Origin of the sequence: Elizabethkingia occulta (genome assembly GCF_002023715.1) — a bacterium.
Lineage (GTDB): Bacteria > Bacteroidota > Bacteroidia > Flavobacteriales > Weeksellaceae > Elizabethkingia > Elizabethkingia occulta.
Genome location: NZ_MAHX01000002.1, coordinates 247,444 through 265,231, shown reverse-complemented (window position 1 = coordinate 265,231; position 17,788 = coordinate 247,444). Strand labels below are relative to the sequence as shown.

Annotated in this window: 20 protein-coding genes; 15 read left to right on the top strand and 5 right to left on the bottom strand. The window is 35.5% G+C overall.

Features of this window, described 5'->3' with window-relative positions:
- The first annotated feature begins 2 nt into the window (after window positions 1-2).
- The 4 genes from hisA (at window position 3) to hisIE (ending at window position 2,819) form a co-directional block, all read left to right on the top strand.
- Window positions 3-719: a 1-(5-phosphoribosyl)-5-[(5-phosphoribosylamino)methylideneamino]imidazole-4-carboxamide isomerase gene (hisA, locus tag BAZ10_RS01245; protein ID WP_078770477.1), complete on the top strand. Its 717-nt coding sequence runs from the start codon at window positions 3-5 to the stop codon at window positions 717-719.
- Between the two features lie 30 nt (window positions 720-749).
- Window positions 750-1,406 (top strand): N-acetylmuramoyl-L-alanine amidase, encoded by a 657-nt coding sequence (locus BAZ10_RS01240; RefSeq protein WP_078770476.1) that lies wholly within the window; start codon window positions 750-752, stop codon window positions 1,404-1,406.
- 76 nt (window positions 1,407-1,482) lie between these two features.
- A complete protein-coding gene (gene hisF, locus BAZ10_RS01235) occupies window positions 1,483-2,241 on the top strand; it encodes an imidazole glycerol phosphate synthase subunit HisF (RefSeq protein ID WP_078770475.1) in 759 nt (252 codons plus the stop codon).
- The gene (gene hisIE / locus BAZ10_RS01230) at window positions 2,232-2,819 is read left to right on the top strand and encodes a bifunctional phosphoribosyl-AMP cyclohydrolase/phosphoribosyl-ATP diphosphatase HisIE (RefSeq protein ID WP_078770474.1); all 588 of its coding nucleotides are present in this window, start codon (window positions 2,232-2,234) and stop codon (window positions 2,817-2,819) included. Before hisF ends, hisIE begins: the two co-directional genes overlap by 10 nt.
- Window positions 2,820-3,071: 252 nt before the next feature.
- Here the strand turns inward: hisIE and BAZ10_RS01225 are convergent, their stop codons facing one another.
- The 5 genes from BAZ10_RS01225 to BAZ10_RS01205 all read right to left on the bottom strand — a co-directional run bounded on the left by BAZ10_RS01225 (window position 3,072) and on the right by BAZ10_RS01205 (window position 6,581).
- On the bottom strand, window positions 3,072-3,545 hold the full coding sequence (locus BAZ10_RS01225) for a GNAT family N-acetyltransferase (RefSeq protein WP_078770473.1): 474 nt from the start codon (window positions 3,543-3,545) through the stop codon (window positions 3,072-3,074).
- A 13-nt stretch (window positions 3,546-3,558) separates the two neighbouring features.
- Window positions 3,559-3,918 (bottom strand): hypothetical protein, encoded by a 360-nt coding sequence (locus tag BAZ10_RS01220; RefSeq protein ID WP_078770472.1) that lies wholly within the window; start codon window positions 3,916-3,918, stop codon window positions 3,559-3,561.
- A 22-nt stretch (window positions 3,919-3,940) separates the two neighbouring features.
- A complete protein-coding gene (locus BAZ10_RS01215) occupies window positions 3,941-4,618 on the bottom strand; it encodes a TIGR02117 family protein (protein ID WP_078770471.1) in 678 nt (225 codons plus the stop codon).
- Between the two features lie 201 nt (window positions 4,619-4,819).
- Entirely contained in the window at window positions 4,820-6,343 is a 1,524-nt protein-coding gene (locus tag BAZ10_RS01210) for a hypothetical protein (RefSeq protein ID WP_078770470.1), read from the bottom strand.
- A gap of 49 nt (window positions 6,344-6,392) precedes the next feature.
- On the bottom strand, window positions 6,393-6,581 hold the full coding sequence (locus BAZ10_RS01205; RefSeq protein WP_236709580.1) for a hypothetical protein: 189 nt from the start codon (window positions 6,579-6,581) through the stop codon (window positions 6,393-6,395).
- Window positions 6,582-7,027: 446 nt separating this feature from the next.
- Between BAZ10_RS01205 and BAZ10_RS01200 the strand changes: the two genes are divergently transcribed.
- The 11 genes from BAZ10_RS01200 to BAZ10_RS01150 all read left to right on the top strand — a co-directional run bounded on the left by BAZ10_RS01200 (window position 7,028) and on the right by BAZ10_RS01150 (window position 17,777).
- Window positions 7,028-7,930, top strand: a complete 903-nt coding sequence (locus BAZ10_RS01200) for a sulfite exporter TauE/SafE family protein (protein ID WP_245803713.1) — start codon at window positions 7,028-7,030, stop codon at window positions 7,928-7,930.
- Window positions 7,931-8,297: 367 nt separating this feature from the next.
- Window positions 8,298-8,957, top strand: a complete 660-nt coding sequence (locus BAZ10_RS01195) for a hypothetical protein (protein WP_078770468.1) — start codon at window positions 8,298-8,300, stop codon at window positions 8,955-8,957.
- A gap of 66 nt (window positions 8,958-9,023) precedes the next feature.
- Window positions 9,024-9,758: a DsbA family oxidoreductase gene (locus BAZ10_RS01190; RefSeq protein WP_078770467.1), complete on the top strand. Its 735-nt coding sequence runs from the start codon at window positions 9,024-9,026 to the stop codon at window positions 9,756-9,758.
- Between the two features lie 152 nt (window positions 9,759-9,910).
- A complete protein-coding gene (locus BAZ10_RS01185; RefSeq protein ID WP_078770466.1) occupies window positions 9,911-13,405 on the top strand; it encodes a glycosyltransferase family 117 protein in 3,495 nt (1,164 codons plus the stop codon).
- A 416-nt stretch (window positions 13,406-13,821) separates the two neighbouring features.
- Window positions 13,822-14,346 carry a DinB family protein gene (locus BAZ10_RS01180; protein WP_078770465.1) on the top strand — a complete coding sequence of 175 codons (525 nt, stop codon included), beginning with the start codon at window positions 13,822-13,824 and terminating at the stop codon, window positions 14,344-14,346.
- A gap of 60 nt (window positions 14,347-14,406) precedes the next feature.
- Entirely contained in the window at window positions 14,407-15,252 is an 846-nt protein-coding gene (locus BAZ10_RS01175; RefSeq protein ID WP_078404604.1) for a methylated-DNA--[protein]-cysteine S-methyltransferase, read from the top strand.
- A 10-nt stretch (window positions 15,253-15,262) separates the two neighbouring features.
- The gene (locus BAZ10_RS01170; protein ID WP_078770464.1) at window positions 15,263-15,976 is read left to right on the top strand and encodes a 2OG-Fe(II) oxygenase; all 714 of its coding nucleotides are present in this window, start codon (window positions 15,263-15,265) and stop codon (window positions 15,974-15,976) included.
- A gap of 1 nt (window position 15,977) precedes the next feature.
- Window positions 15,978-16,223: an Ada metal-binding domain-containing protein gene (locus BAZ10_RS01165; RefSeq protein WP_078770463.1), complete on the top strand. Its 246-nt coding sequence runs from the start codon at window positions 15,978-15,980 to the stop codon at window positions 16,221-16,223.
- Window positions 16,210-16,818 (top strand): alpha-ketoglutarate-dependent dioxygenase AlkB family protein, encoded by a 609-nt coding sequence (locus tag BAZ10_RS01160; RefSeq protein WP_078770462.1) that lies wholly within the window; start codon window positions 16,210-16,212, stop codon window positions 16,816-16,818. Before BAZ10_RS01165 ends, BAZ10_RS01160 begins: the two co-directional genes overlap by 14 nt.
- Before the next feature lie 39 nt (window positions 16,819-16,857).
- The gene (locus tag BAZ10_RS01155) at window positions 16,858-17,433 is read left to right on the top strand and encodes a DUF1572 family protein (protein ID WP_078770461.1); all 576 of its coding nucleotides are present in this window, start codon (window positions 16,858-16,860) and stop codon (window positions 17,431-17,433) included.
- Window positions 17,433-17,777: a tRNA-binding protein gene (locus tag BAZ10_RS01150; RefSeq protein ID WP_078770460.1), complete on the top strand. Its 345-nt coding sequence runs from the start codon at window positions 17,433-17,435 to the stop codon at window positions 17,775-17,777. The genes BAZ10_RS01155 and BAZ10_RS01150 overlap by 1 nt, the downstream gene beginning before the upstream one ends.
- The last annotated feature ends 11 nt before the right edge of the window (window positions 17,778-17,788 follow it).

Here is a 17,788-nt window from a genome sequence, read left to right as displayed (position 1 = left end):
AAATGCGAATAATCCCGGCTATAGATATTATTGAAGGAAAATGTGTGCGCCTGTCACAGGGAGATTATGACACTAAGAAAATTTATAATGAAAATCCTCTGGAGGTAGCGAAGGAGTTTGAAGATCACGGTATCCAATATTTACACCTTGTAGATCTGGACGGTGCTAAGTCCAAACAGATTGTAAACTATAAAACTCTGGAACAACTGGCATCAAAAACATCATTACAGATTGACTTCGGTGGAGGTATTAAATCCCAAAAAGATATAGATATTGCTTTTGAAAGTGGTGCTAAGCAGATTACCGGAGGAAGTATTGCGGTACAGGAACCCGATCTTTTTACGCAGTGGATTGATATTTACGGATCAGAAAAAATTATCCTGGGGGCGGACTGCAAAAACCGCAGGATTGCTACCCATGGCTGGCTGGAATCTTCAGAACTGGATGTTATAGATTTTATCCGGGATTATAAGCAAAAAGGAATTTCTTACGTTATATGTACAGATATTGCAAAGGACGGAATGCTGGAAGGAACATCCAATGAGCTGTATAAAGAGATATTAGCCGATACAGAAGTAAAACTTATTGCTTCCGGGGGTGTTTCCGGAATTGAAGATCTCTATCTTCTTAAAGAATTAGGATGTGAAGGTGCTATTCTGGGTAAGGCTATATATGAAGGAAGAATAAAACTAAAAGAACTTCGTGAGTTGATTTCATAAATGAAGTTTTGCAAATTTTAAAGTAAACGGATGAAATATATAAAACTGTTATTTATACTGCTTTTATTTTCTGCAGGGGCAAAAGCGCAAACGGAAACCATCAACATTATTCAGAGGCCAATAGAATTTAATCAGGAACGAATTGATCTTAGCCTCGATTATATGCGGACTCACTACGGTATTGTACAAAAAGTACCAACGATTACACCATCTATGATTGTTCTTCATTATACAGAAGTCGGAACATTAGAGCATAACATCCGGTATTTTAACAATACCTACCTGAACGGACGCAGGAACCTGTCCCGTGAAAGTGCGCTGAATGTTTCTTCACAATTCATTATCGATCATGATGGTAGTATCTATCAGCTTATGCCTCCTACTCAGTTTGCAAGACATACAATAGGGCTCAATTACTGTGCAATAGGCATTGAAAACATTGGTGGCAGCAAACAACCTTTAACAGAGGCTCAGGTAGAAGCCAATGCAAAACTGATACGTTATCTTACCAAAAAATACGGAATACAGTATCTTATAGGCCACTCTGAATATGGTGTTTTTAGGAATTCTCCTTTATGGAAAGAAAAAAATCCAAATTACTTTACAGTAAAGTATGATCCCGGAGCTGGTTTTATGGAAAAAGTGAGAGCCAAAATTCAGGATCTTCATCTTAAAAGTGCACCTTAATAACTGATTATAAAGTCGCAACAATAACAAAAGCTTAGAATACAGACTAATAACAAAAAGAGATAACAAAGAAAACATGCTAAAAAAAAGAATCATACCCTGCCTGGATATAAAAGACGGAAGAACCGTAAAAGGTATTAATTTCGAAGGCCTGCGCGATGCTGGCGATCCGGTAGCTTTGGCTCAAAAATATGTAGAAGAAGGTGCAGACGAATTGGTATTTCTGGATATTTCTGCTACACAGGAAAAACGCAAAACATTATCCGATCTTGTAGAAAGAATTGCGCAAGAAATTAATATTCCGTTTACTGTAGGTGGTGGAATTAATTCAGTTGAAGATGCAGCAACTATTATAAAAGCAGGTGCTGATAAAATATCTGTAAATTCTTCTGCCGTAAAAAATCCACAGCTGATAAGTGATCTTGCGGCTCGATTTGGCAGTCAGTGTGTAGTAGTTGCTATAGATACTAAAAGTATTGATGGTACAGAAAAAGTATTTGTAAGCGGGGGGAAGACAGAAACAGAATATGAAACTCTGGCTTGGGCAAAAAAAGCAGAAGAACTGGGCGCCGGAGAAATCCTGTTAACCTCAATGAATGCCGATGGCACAAAAGCAGGATTTGCATTGGATATTACACAGCAAATTTCCCAATTGGTCAATATCCCTGTCATTGCATCCGGAGGAGCCGGTAAAATGGAAGACTTCAAAGAAGTTTTTGAAAAAACCAAAGCCAGTGGTGCTTTAGCAGCCAGTATATTTCACTTCGGTGAAGTTCCGATTCCACAACTCAAACAATATTTAACCCAACAAAACATTCCGGTAAGATGGAAATAGATTTTAATAAAAACAAAGATGGTTTAGTTCCGGTTATTATCCAGAACTACCTGACCGAGCAGGTTCTTATGCTGGGTTATATGAATAACGAGGCTTATAACAAAACAGAAGAAGAAGGAAAAGTTACCTTTTTCTCCCGTTCAAAAAACAGATTATGGACTAAAGGAGAAACTTCCGGTAATTTTCTGGAAGTAAAAGAAATCTTATTAGATTGCGATCAGGATACTTTACTGATAAAAGTAAAGCCCAATGGTCCTACCTGCCATACCGGTAGTACCTCTTGCTTTGGTGACCAATCTAAAAAAGGCTTCGTTTACGAATTGCAGCAGGTCATTTCTGACAGGATAGATAATAACATCGAAAGTTCATATACCAACCAGCTGTACAGAAGAGGTATTAACAAAGTAGCTCAGAAAGTTGGAGAAGAAGCTGTAGAAGTTGTCATTGAAGCAAAAGACAATAATGATGAGCTGTTCAAAAATGAATCGGCAGATCTGCTTTACCACTATCTTATTCTTTTAAAAGCGAAAGGTTTTTCACTAGAAGATATCGAAGCGGTATTACGCGAAAGACATTAATAAGTACGAAATCAGAAGTTAGAAGTACGAAGTCGGAAGCAGGGCTAACACTTTTAACCTAGTTAATTGTCAGTGGATATAGTCTTTTATTTTCGACTTTAGGTGCCTAATAGAGATCAAATATTTATCGCATTGATAAGTACGAAGTTAGAAGTACGAATAAAAAAGAAAGAGGGACATTTAATACACATGTATTTTATATAAAATAGGATCTCTTTTCGTTAAATAGCACGGTCTTTTCCGTGCTATTTTTTATACTATTGATTTTTCCATTTTATAATTCGTCAATTCAATTCCTTTAAGCATCACATGTCGTTCTTTTATAATTTTGAACCCTATTTTTTCAAAAAAAGGTTTTGCTGTTATACTGACATCAGCTATAAGGCTTAATTGTTTTTCAGTTATTGCTTTTTCTTCTATTTCCATATATAGTTTTTTAGCAACTCCTTTGCTTTGGTAATCTTTATGGACATATAAAAAATCTATATAAAACCCGTCTTTTAAAGATATAAATCCTATAATTTCATCTTTAAACTCAGCAACCAATAAATATTGATCTGATAAATTATTATTCCATCGCTCGGTATTTTCTATACCTGATACCCACACTTTTATCTGGTCATTATTATAATCTTTCTTACATACAGCAGATATCGTGTCCGAACACATTCGCTGGATAATACTTAATTCACTATTCTCAGCTTCTCTGATCGTGATTTCAAACATATTTTATTCTTCTCTAAAACTCTTCCCATCCGCCATTTTGCGGATCATATTTTACGAACTCTTCTGTATCTGTAAATTCTGAAGCCGTCATTCCTGCTTCAAAAATAGCGTCTTGATTCCATGTTGCAATAAAGTATAGCCCTCTGTCGGTAAGCAATACATCTACCCCATGTTCGTTATTTTTATATTCCAAACCGGAATCGCCTTCTTTAATGAATTCATATCCATAGTTTACGAGTCTCTTTTTTAGTTTACCAGACTGTTCTTCTGTAAAAGGTTCAAGATTTTCTTCGTGATCGAAAAAGTTTTCATCTTTTGACAGTTGCTCCCGCTCTTTGGTTTCATTTCTGAATAACTGAATATCGTAACTCATGTTGATTACAAAGTTTTAGAAATTATTTATAATGTTGGAAAATTCCGAAATCACTTGGTGTCCATAATGCAGCTTTTTGTCCGGCAACCTTCAATCCATTATTAGCCCATGTATTGCAAGTATACAGAAAGTTATAGCTCCCTCTGGCATCATAAAAAGCATCGTCATTTCCATATACTGCATTAGTAGGTATAAATATATAGCTCCCTTGCTGGTCTTTATCAAACTTATCGTCCACAAACGTTACAAGTCTTTTGTATTGTGCTACAGTAAGCATAATCTTTTTACAATCATCCCCTTCTTTCACGCTTTTGTAATAGGTAGCGTGCATTGCAGACTGTCCCATCCAAAAAGCCGCTTTAAAAGCTGTAGAAAATTTCAGATCTGCCCATGTTGGGGTATCCAGATAAAAACCCTTATCTCCCCACCCAAAAGCAATATAATTAAAGTCTGTGCTTTTTCCTTTTGTCTGTGAAAAAGGAATCTTCTGACTCCAGTCCATTAATTCATTTTTTACCGGAACAACAAGGTCTGTATGAACACCATTGGTCATAATGTATGCCTCTATTATTTTGGGATCATCCGTTTTCTCTGCTTTTACCGGAATAAAAGGGATAAAATACCCCAATAACAAATACAAAATGACTATACCAATAATGCTACCCACCAATTTGAGCGACCATACTAAAACTTTACGCATATACTTTTATCATATTAACATCTTATAAAAATAAAATTTTAATCCGGACATTTTACATTTTTCCATTTTATTTCCAAAAACAATTCAAATTTTCTTCTCTAATTACATTTTATTTAAATAAAAATAGGTTGGAAAGTATTCCAACCTATTTTCTAATATCTGTAAATATACAGTTACAAGAATCTTATATGTAACATTAAACTATGGAGTACATGGCGTGCTTTGTATTCCTATTGCATCACCCTTTATAACAGTAGCTCCAACTCCTACTACCTGAGATACAATTGTATTAATTCCTGTAGTATTCCAAGTTACAGTATTAAAGCTATTTCCAGACGTTAACTTCAGTGGGAATAAACGACCCTGAGAGGATTTGGAACCATACATCGAGACTTTTCCATCTCTGTTTATAACAACTCTTACTACCGGCTTATCGCGGACGCCATTCATAAACCATACTTTTGGTATTCCACCCTCTTCATATTTGGAACCATCTGCAAAAACAATTCCTGTACTTGCTGCGAAATAAATCTCGTCCTGAGCTATTTTAGTACCATTGATTGTAATGTTAAATGAATCATCTAACGTATATAAATCAAATATTAAACCTAAATCTGTAGGGGGCAATGTTAAAGTTGTACTTACAGGAGATGAAGGATTCGATCCCCCAGGATAGTTCATTGCAAAACCTCTCCGGTACAATTCCTTTCTGCAAGGACCAAATTTTACAATTAGATTATATTGATTTCCTGGAGTAATATTTACGTCGGGAACTGTAAAATTATCCTGAGGTGTTCCGCCTACAATTAGTGTCCCGATATCCAATCGTGCCGGATTAACATTTTTATCATTATTGGATATAAAAAGATTAGTATCACTGCTTACTTTTTGGCTATCCATAGTTTTAAAATTAACAACCGGAGTACTGGATGCGGAAGCATTGTAGGTAAGACTTCCATCAGATAATTTTATATCTGCAGATGTTCCTACCGGGCTGATTCTCGCATTGTCCACTAAAGAAATATTCCCAACCCCTGTAGCATCTATAACAGTAGTAATCTTAGTAAACTTATGTTTTAATACAACACTTATATAGTTATTTCCATTACCGGAAACCATCATATTTTGTTTAAAATACATAAGATCCCCGCTTACGCCGCTTAGCTTGTCTGCAGTCAAGGTTCTGGGAGTATTAGCTACTGAAGGTACTGTAGAAGTACTATTAACAGAATACGCTACAAAAGTGTAGGTTTGACCACCATCTAACATAAAACCTTGCTGGTCATTTGTGTTGTTGGTTTTATAGGTAAAAGTCTTTTCATCCACAAAACTCCCATCAATTCTGTATACCGCAACTTTATATATAATATTATTACCTAGTTCTGTTATTGAAGGTGTACCAGCTACAGGGTTGATCGATGCTTGCGTTCTGGATACAGGACGCTCCGGAATTAGTGTTACCGTTGCATTAGATATACCATCAAAAGGAACCACAAACTGCTGGATACCTGTTACATTTGCTTTTGAACCTTCTATAGCAGCTGTTTTGGCTATGGAACCTTCTTCAATTTCTGCTCCTTTCAAATTCACAATTACGTTGAAAGGACCTCCGTTATTATTATTTTCATCAGTAATAGCATTATCTGTACCTCTACACGATGTTACCCATATACATAACGCTATGAATAAAACATTATATTTTCTTGTGTTTATATTTTTTGTCATTTTGTAATACTTAGTTAGTTAAAAAGAGATTTACCTTTAGTTTCTATAGCTATAACCATTCAACATCATGTATTTCGTCATCTTTTATTTCCCATTCATCTTTTACCTGACCATTTATATTTGGAGGAACAGTATATGCCGAACCAGCAGCAATTCCCTGCTCTATTTCTAAAAACTCTACTTCAATCATAGGTGGCAAATACTCCCTTTTTAAAGGAGTTACTTTTAATTCATTCATTGTAATCATTTTGTTTATGTTTTTGTGTTTTTTATTTGTGTGTATTCCAAGCTCTCTTTAAGGCATTATTTATCTTTCTCCATAATCATTACAGGGAATAATTAAAGAGGCAGAAAGAATACTAATGCTTAAATTGTATTAATCGGAAAGTTGGCATTGGAGTAATTGGTTTCTATTCAGGTAGACTATATAGACCTAAATAAACTATGCAGATTATTACCTGAAAGAGATTGTCATTTTACTGAAGATCATCATAATATTTGTTAGTGTTTTAATTTGTGCTGCAAAATTACTCTGTCTTATAAAGCAAAAAAATGACAGATATCTGTCATTTTTTTATGGTAAGCATAAATATTTAGTATAAACTCTGTATCTGTTTTTATGTCACAATTCAATGACTATTTTACTTCTAAAGCACTAATAATCGGAAAAACTTCAATCATATTTTGGAACACCAAAAATTTCTGTATTTTAGCGCCTGCTACACTAAACTACTTACAGGAGACACTTACATGACAGAAAGCTTTGTACTTTTAATGCTATTAGGATTTGGTATCGGAACTTTAGGAACATTAATCGGAGCCGGCGGCGGTTTTATTCTTGTACCTATTCTCATTCTTTTTTACCCTGATTTGTCGCCGGAAAGTATTACGGCAATCTCAATGGCAGTGGTGGCTGCTAACGCATCAGTGGGCTCTATGGCCTATATGAGAACTAAAAGAATAGATTATAAAGCCGGAATTATCTTTGCAATTGCAACTATTCCGGGATCTATACTAGGAGTTCTGACCACCAAACATATTCCGAAACATCAGTTTGATAATATTTTTGGCTTTGTGCTCATCATTCTTTCCATATTCCTTTTTCTGAAAGGCGGGAAGGAAAAGAAAAATAACCCTGAGAAGAAAGTTACTGGCCGTATTCATCAAAAAATCACCGATAAATATGGTGAAACTTATGAGTATATCTACAATATGAAATACGGAATAGCCCTAAGCATATTTGTAGGTTTCTTCTCCCCTCTTCTGGGAATCGGTGGTGGTATTATCCATGTACCGGCTATGGTAGAATGGTTACAGTTTCCGGTACATATTGCAACTGCAACTTCGCATTTCATTCTGGCGATTATGTCCACTGTTAGTGTTATTGTACACTACTTTGAAGGCAGTTACAACGATCCTAAAATCCTGAAAATGGTTGCAGCTCTTATTTTAGGAGTTATTCCGGGAGCTTTTCTTGGCGCTTATTTCTCCAGAAAGGTAAAGGGAAAATTCATTATAAAAGCCCTGGCTATTTCTCTGGCGCTCGTTGGTATCCGTATTCTGATTGCCAGTCTGCATCTCTTATAAACCTTTAAAAGTACAATACGCTACATTGTCTTTTGCATCTTTTTTTTGAGTCGTTGAGAATTCAAAAGCAATGAACGCAAAGCTTTTTATTAATTAATCCGTTTTATTAAAGAAAGCAAAGCCGCTAACGCTTAGCAATGGTCACAGAGAATATATTTTAAATATAAGTTATCATAAGTTGAAAGATCTATACCCTATACACAGTATATTGTTCAATATATATAGCACTTTTGCATTAACCTAAACGAATACTAAATTCTATTCAACTAAATTTTCCACCCTTTCGGTAAACAAAATCTTCCGGTCAGTTATTTGTTTTTGATAAGCTGAGTGTATTTGCTGAATTTTACTTCATCAAATAAAAACTATGGAAACATTTATTAAAACACTTATCTACATTCATGCATTCTTCGGAGGTATTGGGCTTATAGCAGGATTTGCAACTATTATTGTAAAAAAAGGTTCATCCAATCACAAACTCTTTGGAAAGGTATTTTCCGCAGGAATGCTTGTCAGCTCTTTACTATCTCTTATTGTTGCTCAAATGCCTCATCACAAAAATCTCTTTTTATTCCTTATCGGAATATTTACTATTTATATGATTCTTGCCGGAAATGCAGCATTAAGTTTTAAATCCAGATCAAAAGAATCTGCATCCGTTAAAGACTATGCAATATCATATATAATGCTTCTTATCGGAATTCTTATGGTTATTATGGCTGTTATCAACTGGTCAGTAAACCAACAGTTCTCTATACTATATCTTATCTTCGGCGGTCTTGGTATCCTAATGAGCAGCAGAGATATTTCATTCTATAAAAATCTGAAGAATGTCCGGAACAAATGGATTCACCATCATATCGGGAAAATGTCCGGAGCACTTATAGCATCTGTAACAGCATTTATTGTAGCAGGGCTTCATTACGGAAATATCATTGGATGGCTTGCTCCTACCGTACTGGGATCATTCTATATTTCTTATTGGATCAGGAAAACTAAAGTAAAAACAAAGACTTCTAATTATTGATTTCATAGATTAATATTATAGTTGACATTGCCCCTCTTTCGATAGTATCTTTGTATAAAAATAAATATGAGCACAGATAATAAATTACATATTGAAGTTTGGAGTGATGTGGTATGCCCTTTCTGCTTTATCGGAAAAAAACATTACGAACAGGCTTTAGCACAATTCGAGCATGCAGATGATGTTGTATTGGAATGGAAAAGTTACCAATTGGATCCTGAATTTGTACAACCTGAAGAAAGATACAATCTTGAACAAGGTCTTGCTAAAAAATACAACAGACCTGTAGAAGCAATACATGCAATGCAACAACAGATTGTCAATACAGCTAAAGAATCCGGATTGGATTTTGATTTTGAAAAAGCGGTTACCTTTAATACATTTCAGGCCCACCGAGTACTTCATAAAGCTAAAGAAAAAGGATTGGGTGATAAAGCAAAAGAAGCATTCTTTTCAGACTACTTCGAAAAAGGACAAGACCTTGGTAATACAGATGTATTGAAAGCTGAAGCACTAAGAATAGGGCTTACTGAGGACGACTTCAATGATGCCATCAGTAATGATGAGTATGCTTATAAAGTAAAACAGGATATTCAGGAAGCATATGAGCTAGGCGTAACAGGAGTACCATTCTTTGTTTTCGACCGCAAATATGCAGTATCGGGAGCACAACCTTCAGATGCATTTCTTAATACACTGAAAGCTTCCTATGACGACTGGAAAGCGAAACAAAAAACAACATCGTTTATTAACGTTTCGGAGCAAGGTGCTTCATGCGATATTAACGGAAATTGTGATTAAATAAATATGAGGCCTCACAGATATTAAATCTGTGAGGTTTTTATTACAACTACTACAACAGATAGAATTTCCTAAAAATAATTATTGAATTTTTGATTTTTCATTCGAAATATTGAGTTATTTTAGCACCAAAACTATTAATTCACTTTTTCATGAAAAATTGGACATTCAGAAAATGGAATAATTCCTTAGGCTGGCTTATATTCGGGATTGCGCTGATTACATATTTCTCTACAATGGAGCGCAAACTTAGCTTCTGGGACTGTGGCGAATATATTGCTTCCGCCATAAAGTTACAGGTAACACATGCTCCTGGTGCCGCTTTATTCCAGCTTATAGGAGCAACTCTTTCTGCTTTTGCATTCGGTAACGGGCAAAATTATGCCTTAATTATTAATGGAATGTCAGCAGTATGCAGTGCATTTACTATTCTATTTCTATTCTGGACAATTACTCATTTTGCCAAAAGCTTTTTCCAAAATCCTAATAAAGAACTTAATGCTAACCAAAAATTCAGCATCCTGTTTTCCGGGATTATCGGGGCATTAGCATTTACATTTAGCGATACTTTTTGGTTTTCTGCTGTAGAAGGAGAAGTATATGCTATGGCAAGTATGTTTATTGCACTTATTCTATGGCTTATCTGCAAATGGGAAGAAGACTTTAACCAGAAAGATAATCAACGCTGGATTATCCTGATTTTCTTTATCACAGGACTTTCATTAGGTGTTCACATGATGTGTATGCTTGCTGTTCCTGCTGTCTGTCTGATCTATTATACCAAAAAATATAAATTTACGTGGAAAGGTTTTCTGTTGGCTAACCTTATTACTTTAGTCATTCTTGTAATGGTATTCAAAGTTGTTTTTCCAACATTAATGACGATATTCTCCAAAAGTGAAATTACTTTTGTCAATGGATTTGGATTACCTTTTAATTCAGGAACCATTTTTTCTTTTTTAGCATTAATTGCTGCATCTTACTATATATTAAAATTCGCACGCAAAAGGGCGAGCAATATACTGCAGACTATCACTCTAAGTTCCGTATTTCTTATCATAGGCTTTTTCTGCTGGATGGTTTTACCAGTTCGTGCCAATGCCAATCCGGCAATCAATCTTAATAATCCTGATAGTGCTATTGGTCTTTTGGATTACTATAACCGTGTTCAATATGGAGATTGGCCCACCACTTATGGGGAGAATTATACAGCATATTTAGATCCGGACGGTATTGAGAAAAATGATGACGGAAGTTATAAAACAGTAAAAACAGGTAATGTTTATGTAAAGAATGAGCAAACAGGCAGATACGATTTAATAGATATCCGTGACAATCTGGTCTATAATAAAAATCAGATGAGCTTTCTACCGAGAATGTTCAGCAATGATAAAACTGTTATTCCTAATTACATTTCTTTGTATGGTGCGCCGGAGTTTAGCTTCAATTATGATAATGAAAATATTGCCAATGACAAAGATGCCTATGCAGCATTTGAAGCCTTAAAGAAAAAATATGATGAAGGAAGTATTACTTATCAGGATTATGTAAATGCCAAAAAGTATAACCTCATCCATGTTAAAAAAACCAGCTTTGGACAGAACCTCAACTATTTTGCTTCCTTTCAGAATGGTTATTATTTTGTTAGATACCTGTTATGGAACTTTGTAGGTAAACAAAACGACATTCAGGGAGAATTACAGGATAACCGCGGAAACTGGATTAGCGGAATCTCTGCTCTGGATAACATTCTGTATGGTGATCAGGAGCAGCTTTCATCTCAATTCAGAAATGAATCTACTGTTAAATTCTTTTTTATTCCTTTAATTTTAGGTTTAATTGGTTTCTTCTTTCAGTTAAATAAAGATTTTGGAAGGTTTTATGCCATATTATCTTTATTTATACTAACAAGTGTCGGGATCATCTATTATACCGGAGTAAAACCTTTTGAGCCTCGTGAACGAGATTATGCCGTGGTTGGTTCTTTTTATGCCTTTGCAATATGGATAGGATTGGGAGCTACAGCCCTTTTTTATCTTGTACAGCAAAAACTCAGAAAAACAAATCTCAGTTGGGCTGTCGGAGCTCTTCTATTAGGAATACCCCTTATGATGGGTTTTCAGAATTACCGCCCTCACGACAGAAGTCAGAAAACTGCAGCGTATGACAGTGCTTATTCTATACTGAAGTCCTTACCAAAAGACAGTGTAATGATTACCTATGCGGATAATGATACCTATCCTACTTTTGGGTTACAACAAACCGAGAACTTCCGTGACGATGTAAGAATTGTACATCAGGCATTAGTATCAAAATCCTGGTTTATTAATCAGACCATGAGAAAAGTAAATAATTCCGAGAAGCTTCCTCTACATTTGACACAGGAAGAATATCAGGAGGGAACCAATGAGCAGGTATACCTGATGAGTAAAGAAGAATGGAAAAATATATTTGACAATCTGGATGCTCAGGGAGAAAATTCAAAAGCACTAGCTTCGTTCAGAAAATATATAACACAGGATTCCATGACATTTAAAGAAGCCATTGCTTTCCTGAAAATGAAATCTGAAGACAAAGACCAGATCTTACAAATGATCTTCGCAGGCGATAAATATGCAAAATTAAACTTCCTACCTGTTCATACTTTTACCCTTCCTGTAAATACTAAAAATGCAGTAGAAGCAGGAATCATAAAACCTGAAAGTGCAGCACATACTGAGAAAAATCTGGTGGTAGATTACACGGACAATACCATGTACAAATACAATGTTTTCCTGATGGATTTGCTGGCTAATTTCGACTGGAAAAGACCTATAAACTTCTCTGCAACCGGAATGGCAGATCCGGCGGATATGTTCTTTTTAAAAGATTATCTGCAGTTTGACGGATTCTCTTACCGTTTAGTTCCTATAAAAACAACACAGGAAAATACCACACGTGGTGATATCGGACGTGTAGATGCCGAAGAACTCTATAAAACAGTCAAGAATTTTAAATGGGGAAATTTCAAGAATCTTTATAATCATTATGACGACATTGCAATAAGCAATATTATGAGCTATCGCTTAACAGCTTCCCGAGCAGCACAAGCGTTGGTAGATAAAGGAGATCGTAAAAGAGCTCTGGAAATATTAGATTTAGCTTCCACAGAAATCCCTTTTGAGAAGTATAATGATCCCCGCTCCGTAGATGATATGGTTTATTCTTACTTATTGGCAGGTAATGAGAAAAAAGCATTGGAACTGGCAGCCAAAGTACAAAGCAATACATTACAGGACTATAAATACTATAGAAGCCTGGATAAAAAGCACCAGAATACATTGAAGAGAGATATAGCATCACAACCTTACTATTACTCGATGATTGCCAAGAGCATTGCTGATGCGTATGTTAGAAACGGAGAAAAAGAAAAAGGTTTAAAATATCTCCTGAATGCATTAAAACCTGTTGATTCGGAATTTAGATCTTATTTGGTACAGCTTCAGAATACAAAGGCTGAGAATAAGCAGAAAAAGGTAGATCAGGTACAGGAAATTACACCTTTCTACGAGTATTTATTCGATGCAATGCAGCCTTATGACTCTTCTTATGCATCCAACAGAATGAAACAAATCAATGCCGACATTATGAAAGCGTTGAATCATTAATAAGTGAATGGTCAATAGGTGAAGAGTGAATGCTCTACTTCTAACTATTGTCTACATTGTACTTTTTACGTGATACATTGTACAAAAAAAACTTTTATTAAATCATTGAATCGTCAATAAGTGAATAGTGAATGCTCTACTTCTAACTTCTGTTTACATTGTACTTTTTACATGATACATCGTACAAAAAAACTTTTATTAAATCATTGAATCGTCAATACGTGAATAGTGAATGCTCTAACTTCTGGCTACATTGTACTTTTTACATGATACATCGTACAAAAAACTTTTATTAAATCATTGAATGCTCAATAAGTGACTAGTGAATGCTCTAACTTCTAACTTCTAATATCTACCTTCTGTCACATTGTACAATACAATTAAATCTCCTAATATTGTATCTAAAATCCTGATATATGAAAAAATCCAATATCACAAAAATGCCCGGGTATTATGACCGTTATATCAATCTGGTAGATGACATTGAAATTCTGGATGCTTTCGATCAGAGTATTCAGCAAATTGATCAGATAGATATAGAGCAGTTACTTCAACTGGGAGATAATGTCTATGCCCCTGAAAAGTGGACTATTAAACAAATTATACAACATGTTATAGATACTGAAAGAATTTTTACAGAAAGGACTACACGCTTTGCACGTCAGGACGGTGTTACACCCCAAGGATTCGATGAAAATCTTTTTGCTGATAATGCTAAAGTCAATCACCGCACACTGGAAAGTTTGTTAAAAGAATTAAAAAGTGTCCGTATGGCCAGCAAGGCAATGTTTGAAGGTTTTGACGATGAAACAATACAGCATTCCGGCAATAACTATAATACAGAAATGTCCGTTCTGGCAATGGGCTTTACAATGGTTGGTCACCAGATTCATCATTTTAATATCATCAGAGAAAGATATCTCCCTTTATTACAAAACTAAGCAAGATTCGGGTTTTATTATAGTACAGCTTATCAGAAATTTGTTTCAAATATAACAGAGATGAAACCACAATCCGATATTAACTTTCAGCGTGTTGCGGAAGCTATAGAATATATCCAGCAACACTTCAGAGAACAGCCAAGTCTGGAAGACATTGCAGAGAATGTACATGTAAGCCCCTATCATTTTCAGAGAATTTTCAGTGACTGGGCTGGTACTTCTCCAAAAAAATTCCTCCAGTATATTAGCCTCCAGCATGCTAAAGATCTGCTAAAACAAAACGCAACATTAGCTGATGCAGCTTATGAAACAGGGCTTTCCGGAACGGGAAGACTGCATGACCTTTTTATTAATATAGAGGGAATGACCCCTTTTGAATATAAAAATGGAGGCGAAAGCTTACACATTAATTATAGCTTTTTCGATAGCGCTTTTGGTTCTGTTTTTATAGCTTCTACTACTAAAGGTATTTGTGCTATGGCTTTCTATGAAAATAAAACAGAAGCTATCCAGCAACTGAAAAAGCAATTCCCAAATGCTTCACTACAGGAGAAAAGAGATATTCTTCAGGAAAATGCTTTATCAATTTTCAGCAAAGACTGGCAGCAGATCAATAAAATAAAACTGCACCTGAAAGGAACAGATTTCCAGCTAAAAGTATGGGAAGCTCTTCTTAAAATACCTTTGGGTGAGTTAACAACTTATGGATACCTTGCAGAACAAATCAATAATCCAAAAGCTTCCAGAGCTGTAGGAACTGCTATCGGAAGCAATCCTGTAGCATTTCTTATCCCTTGTCACAGAGTAATTCAGTCTACCGGAAAAATCGGGGGCTATATGTGGGGACCTACACGCAAAACGGCTATTATTGGTTGGGAGCAGGCAAGAGTAAATGCTGATTTTTAGTTCCTGAATCATGACAACACTTATCCAAAAGATAAAGGATATAGATTGGGCAGAAATAACAGAAAACATGCATCAGAACGGCTATGCTGTTATTCCAGGTTTACTTGAAGATGAAGAATGTGAGCGTTTAAAAGCCGATTATGAAAAAGCCGGTCTATACAGGAAAAGAGTAATAATGAAACGTTACAGATTCGGATTAGGCGAATATAAATACTATGACTACCCCCTGCCCGACATTATTCAGAATATACGAACTCATGTCTATCCACATCTGGCTCCAATTGCCAATACCTGGTTTAGAGCTTTACAGATAGACAAGCAGTTTTCTCTAAGTCATAACGTACTGTTAGATGAATGTCATACAAATGAACAGAAAAAGGCTACTCCGCTAATTCTAAAATATACTAAAGGAGGCTTCAATACCCTGCATCAGGATCTTTATGGTGATATCTATTTTCCTATACAGGCTGTTTTAATGCTTAATCAACTCGGAAAAGATTTCACTGGTGGAGAATTTGTGCTTACCCAGCAGATACCGAGAGCACAGTCAAAAGCTATTGTTCTAAATCCTAGCAAAGGAGATTTACTGATTTTCACTACTAATTTCAAACCCGAAAAAGGTGCAAAAGGCTATTACAGAGTCAACATGAAACATGGCGTAAGCGAAGTAAAAAGCGGTAACAGATATACATTAGGTATTATATTTCACGATGCGCTAACTTAGCATGATAAAACATACTGAAATTTCTGACAGAGAGCTTATAAGTAAAATTAAAAAAAGAGAAGTTGAGTTTGGAGGGAATGCCAGACTCAAAATATATGGTACTCTATCCTGTAAATCCGGAAAACGGATGAAAAGAGAGAACAGAGTTTTCTTCTCTTCAGAAAATGAAGCTATTGAGAACGCATACCGCCCATGTGGGCATTGCATGAAAGAACAATACAGCAAGTGGAAAAATGGAACTATTTGAACGCGAAACAGACAACACTCTAAACTTACTTCCAAAGGACGGAACAGTTAATTATTACGGAAAAATATTTTCTAAAGAAGAGGCCGATCATTATTATCATCTGTTATTATCCGAAGTTGAATGGCGGAATGATGAAGCTATAATTTTCGGAAAAAAAATTCTGACAAAAAGAAAAGTTGCATGGTACGGAGACATACCTTTTGAATATACCTATTCCAATGCTACCAAAACGGCACTTCCATGGACAGAAAATCTTTTGATTCTAAAAAAAATAGCCGAAGAAACTACCGGTGAAACCTATAACTCGTGCCTGCTGAACCTTTACCATTCCGGAGAAGAAGGTATGGCATGGCATAGTGATGGTGAAAAAGATTTAAAAAAACATGGAGCCATAGGTTCTATGAGCTTTGGAGCAGAAAGGAAATTTGCTTTTAAACATAAAAAGACACAGGAAAAAGTAGAACTTATATTGGAACACGGCAGCCTTCTTGTGATGAAAGACCAAACTCAGGACTTCTGGCTGCACAGGCTTCCGCCAACTAAAAAATTCTTTAAGGAAAGAGTAAACTTAACCTTTCGCACCATTGTTGAATAGAAGTTATTTCTTATCTTTAATAGATTAATTCTTACCAAGATGAGCAATGAAGGTTATTTACAAAGTGTAAAAAAACAATTTTCTTATTACAAAGCTCTGGCAGAAAAAACTTTTGCACAACTTACTGAAGAACAACTATTCTGGCAATACAATGAAGAGAGCAACAGTATTGCTATAATTGCTAAACATTTGGCAGGCAATATGCTTTCCAGATGGACAGATATATTCACCACAGACGGGGAAAAGGAATGGAGAAATCGTGATACCGAATTTGAAAATGATTTCCATACCAAAAACGAACTTATTGAATTCTGGGAAAAAGGCTGGAATGTTTTCCAAACGACCCTGGAATCGCTTACTGTCGAAGATTTAGAAAAAATTATCTATATCAGAAATCAGGGACACACTGTTTTAGAAGCCATCAACAGACAGCTTGCCCACTACCCTTATCATGTAGGTCAAATTGTTTTTATCGGCAAAATGATATGCAATCAGAACTGGGAAAGTCTTTCTATTCCAAGAAATACTTCTGCCAATTACAATCAGAATATGTTTAACAAACCCAAACACAGAGAACATTTTACAGACGAAACATTAAATACAAACAAAAAATAATGAACATTAAACCTGAGATTACCTGGTCGGATTTTGAGAAGATTGATATACGGGTGGGAACAATTATTTCTGCAGCAGTTTTTGAGAAGGCCAGAAAACCAGCCTATCAGCTGGAAATAGATTTCGGGGAACTGGGAATAAAAAGATCCTCTGCCCAGATCACCGATCTTTACAATACAGACACACTAGTAGGACAACAGATTATAGCTGTTGTAAACTTTCCTAAAAAACAGATAGCCAATTTTTTCAGTGAATGCCTTGTACTGGGCATTGTAGGCTCTAATCAGGTCATTACATTATTACAACCAGAGCAAAAAGCTACTAATGGATTACCTATAGCGTAGAAGTTATCATA